5 protein-coding genes are annotated in these 3,958 nt (G+C 68.5%); all 5 read left to right on the top strand.

Features of this window, described 5'->3' with window-relative positions:
• Window positions 1-627, top strand: a 627-nt coding sequence (locus ACWFR4_RS47920; RefSeq protein WP_453658179.1) for a Mom family adenine methylcarbamoylation protein, incomplete at its 5' end; no start/stop codon positions are given.
• A gap of 352 nt (window positions 628-979) precedes the next feature.
• On the top strand, window positions 980-1,330 hold the full coding sequence (locus ACWFR4_RS47915; protein ID WP_453658177.1) for a hypothetical protein: 351 nt from the start codon (window positions 980-982) through the stop codon (window positions 1,328-1,330).
• Window positions 1,331-1,821: 491 nt separating this feature from the next.
• Window positions 1,822-2,001: a hypothetical protein gene (locus ACWFR4_RS47910; RefSeq protein ID WP_453658175.1), complete on the top strand. Its 180-nt coding sequence runs from the start codon at window positions 1,822-1,824 to the stop codon at window positions 1,999-2,001.
• A 319-nt stretch (window positions 2,002-2,320) separates the two neighbouring features.
• Window positions 2,321-2,845: a GntR family transcriptional regulator gene (locus ACWFR4_RS47905; protein ID WP_453658173.1), complete on the top strand. Its 525-nt coding sequence runs from the start codon at window positions 2,321-2,323 to the stop codon at window positions 2,843-2,845.
• Between the two features lie 609 nt (window positions 2,846-3,454).
• A complete protein-coding gene (locus tag ACWFR4_RS47900) occupies window positions 3,455-3,919 on the top strand; it encodes a hypothetical protein (RefSeq protein ID WP_453658171.1) in 465 nt (154 codons plus the stop codon).
• Window positions 3,920-3,958: the final 39 nt, after the last annotated feature.

Below are 3,958 nucleotides of genomic sequence, written 5' to 3'. Positions count from 1 at the left end.
CCGCTGTGCGGAGTGGCCGTGTTCGGCGTACCCGTCACGGCGGCCGTGCTGACTCGGCCCCTGCCAGACCTGGAGCCCTACGTGGAGTCGCTGGAGTGCTCGCGATTCGTCCTCACGGACGAGTGCCCTGCGAACGCCGAGAGCTGGTTCCTCGCCCGCTGCTTCGACGAACTACTCGTCCGGGACGTGCGCGGGATCGTCTCGTTCGCCGACCCCGTCCCGCGCAGAGACGCTTCCGGAGCCGTGGTGGCTGTTGGGCACGTCGGGACGATCTACCAGGCCACGAACGCGGTCTACATGGGCCGGGCGACGCCCCGGACCGTGAAGCTGCTGCCAAACGGCGCGGTGCTGAACGAGCGCATGGCGCAGAAGGTGCGCCGCCAGGAGCAGGGGCACGAGTACGCCGAAAAGCTGCTGATCCGGCTTGGGGCTCCGGCTCTTCGCGCCGGCGTCGATCCGAAGGTCTGGCTCCGGGAGGCACTGGAGGTAGTGGGGGCACGCAATCTGAGACATCACGGTGTACACCGCTACGTGTACCGCCTGGGCGGGAGCCGCCGGGAGCGAGAGAGTATCCGGCTGGGTCTGCCGACGTACGATTCCTACCCGAAGAGTCCGGACGGCTGGTGACACGCTCAATCTCCGTAGCCCCTCCTGGCCGGGTGGTATCTGCCGGACACCGCCCTTTCCGACGACGGCCGTCTGATCGCTTGACCCGCGCCTACGCACTGGCCCCGCTCCCGCCTCCATCCAGGGGCGGGGCCAGTCGCGCACGCCCACCACCCTGGCTCTTGAGGCTCGGTAGTCCGCCATGCGGGCCCGTGAGCCGTTCCGTCCCCATTCCGCGCGCGGCCCGGGGGTGTGGTGAGTTGTCCGGCCCGCTTTGTTCTGTGCCTGGTAGCCGGGTTGCGTGGCTTGCTGTTCGTCGAGGCAGGGTCTGCGTCCTCAGCTTCCCCGCCCCATTTTCAAGGAGCGTTCTCCTATGACGGAACAGCCCGCCGCCCAGACGGTTTTCCACGTGGTCCTGGATCGCCTTGCGGCGGCCGACCTTGCCTGCGACATCGAAGACGACGGGAAGGCGAAGGACGAATACTGGGGCGCCTACTACTTCGGTGATGGGGCCGACCTGACGTGGGGCGCTACCACCGATACCGGCGCGGAGAACTCTGCGATCCACCCAGTCAGCAGTCACGGTTCCTTCGGCGCCTTCTACACCGACGACGACGGGGACGTGGAGCGTCTCTTCGACACGGGTGACTTCGACACCGACGTGGCCGACCTCCTCGCCTGGAGGAGGGAACTCGCCGACAAGCACGGCCGGACGCAGAAGTAGCACGTAGTCCACCGCTCGCAGCGCCCGCACGATCATCGCCGCCCCCTGCCGCCTGCGGGGGGCGGCGTCTTGGTGTTTCTGGGCTTGCCCGGTCGAAGTCACCGACCGCATCACGGCGATCTTGCCCAGCGTCGACCTTCCCTTCTGACCCACCCGAGCCGCCCCGGTACTGCGCCCCCGACCCCACCCTCGTGTGTGGTGTCAGGGGGGCGCCGCCCTGCTCCGGCCGTCGGCGCGCCTCTCCCCAAGAGGGCGGGCCGTCGCTCGTGCCGCACCCAACTGCCCCGCCGGTAGCCCTCGACCCCGTCCCCGGCACCCGTGCCCGGGTGCGGGGCCGTTGCTTGTCCAACGGCCGCCCCCGGACTTGTCCCTCCGCCGTGAAGGCCGGTGCTGTGGGGCTGTGGGGTGGCGGCGCTTGCACCCAGACCCCGCATGGTCACCGGGTCCGGGCCATTCCTAGCCCGGCTCCGCGACCGAAACGGAGGCACCGCATGCCGCCCGCCACCTCCCCGGCCGTATGCCGCAACGCGCACTGCGGCGGCCGGCACAGGCCGAGCCCCGCCGACGCCTCCTACACCTGCTGCGTGGCGTGCGCGGATCTCGCCGACGACCACGACCACGGCGAGCACGATCACGACAGCCAGGAACACTGCCCAGCCTGCCAGCCCTGACACCGACCGCCCCCGCACCCGGCCAACCGAGCGCGGGCGGCGCATCGTCTCCAACACGGCATCCACGCAGGGGACAGTTACGGCGCTAGCTGAGGTCCACGTCACCAATCCCTTGCCGCGAACCGCACGGTGCAGCAACGGCCCGGCACCGCTGCATGCACCACCCCCGACTTGCATCCGCCCCATCAGGTCTCTCACCGCCCGGACCACTTCAGCGCCCGGGCCCGCCCCGCAGGCGACTACCAAATAGGCGCGCCCCGCCCGCTCCCGCACTTGTCGGGAGGCCCAGGCATTCTCGGATTCCCACGCACGCGCGCCCATGGTTGCCTTGGGGCCGACGTACCTCACGAAGGAGCCAGTGATGCCTCGTCGTCGCAATTCCGCTGAATGTGAGCGGATCATCAGGAACCTCTACAAGGGGATTCGCCGAGGCGAGTACCCTCCCGGCACTCCGATCCCAGGCCATGAAGAACTCCGAACTCAGTACGGCACGGACCCATCGTGCGCCCGCGCCGCCGTGGAGTGCCTGTTCCGACAAGGAGTTGTGACGTTTCCACTGGAAGGAGGGGGGAGCTACTTCGTCACGATGGTGCCAACCCGGTCGTCCCGTTTCCGCAGGTGGGCTCGTCCGACGAGCACGTTCCAGTACCTCGTGCACTTGTACCGCCCCGCCCACCAAGAGTGGGGCGTAGAGCGAATTGCCCAAGCTCACTCCCTGTGCGGCATGAGTAGCGCTCCTGCAGATGGCTCCGGTCGCACCACGAACCCTGCGGCGAGCACCTGTCCAGCATGCTCAAAGGTGTACGCCAACGGTGGCAACATCCTCGGCCCGCACGGTCTTTGAGGCACCACGCGGGCGCTGACATTCCAGAGCACCCGCCAGGCCCAGACGTTGAGACGGGCCACGGGAGAGCTCGCTGACAACAGCATCGTGCGACCGGGGCCAACCACGTCCGGCGCACCGACAAGGAACCCAGGCAGCGCGGCACACCACAACGAGCTACTCCACCGCAGGGGCCCGCCAACAGCACGGGGCTGCAGCGCGTTGCCTTGCTCTGCCAGCAGCCGCACCGCCCGTCACTTCGGTCAGGCCCGCGACCATGCCCCTGCTGGCCGGCCTGCGCGGAGCACGCCGCCAACGGCGACCTGGCCGACTTCCCCGACGGTCTCGACGCCGCCCACCACCGCGGCCCGGCACGACACTCCAGAACGCGGCGGGTGCCGCGCGTTGACCTGGTAGCAGCCCTGCCACGAGCTCCGTTGGGTGCAGATCCTTTGACAGGTCGCTCCACGTCGCTGGCCTGCAGCGCTGAAGAAGCGGCCTAACGGAGTCCTACTGAGCCCGGAGGACAACCTCACACGAGCGGCCAACGGCCATGCCGAACAGTCGGAAACGAAGGAGGAATTGAAACGCTCTCGTGGACGACACTCCAAGTCCTGACATGACGCGAACATGAAGGAGATCCTGGGTCGTATGAAGAAGTCTGCCTTAGTGGCCGTTCCGCTCGCCCTCGCCGCGAGTTTCGCCTTCGCTCCGACCGCCAGCGCTGCTCCCACGGACACGCCCGCCCTGGGCTGCGTCCAGGTGATCAACCTCGACAAGCCGCCGTTGGGCACCGACATCGACGCAATCAGGCGCGTCGCCGCAGCGCTGGGCCTGCCCGGCGTCCCGAACCGCGTCGGGGCCGTGTGTCCAACAGGTCAGCAGACCGACGCCGAGCACGGCGTAGTCAATTACCCCGGCCGCGGCCCGATCATCCTGCGCAACATCGGATCAGCCCGGTTGCAGGAGTACTGCACCGACTCGCGCAGCGAACCCGGCGCTACAGCTCCCCTCCCCGGCACCGACATCATCACCAAAGGAACGGTCGTCTTCGGATCAGGCTGCGTCACCGAGCCCAACCCGATCGCCGTGTGAACCGGCGCCGGGCAGCAACCAGGGCTAAACGCTCCTGAG

The sequence above is a fragment of the Streptomyces sp. NPDC055140 genome, assembly GCF_053607285.1.
Note: the sequence above shows the minus strand (reverse complement) of the source record. Positions and strands in the feature narration are given on the sequence as shown.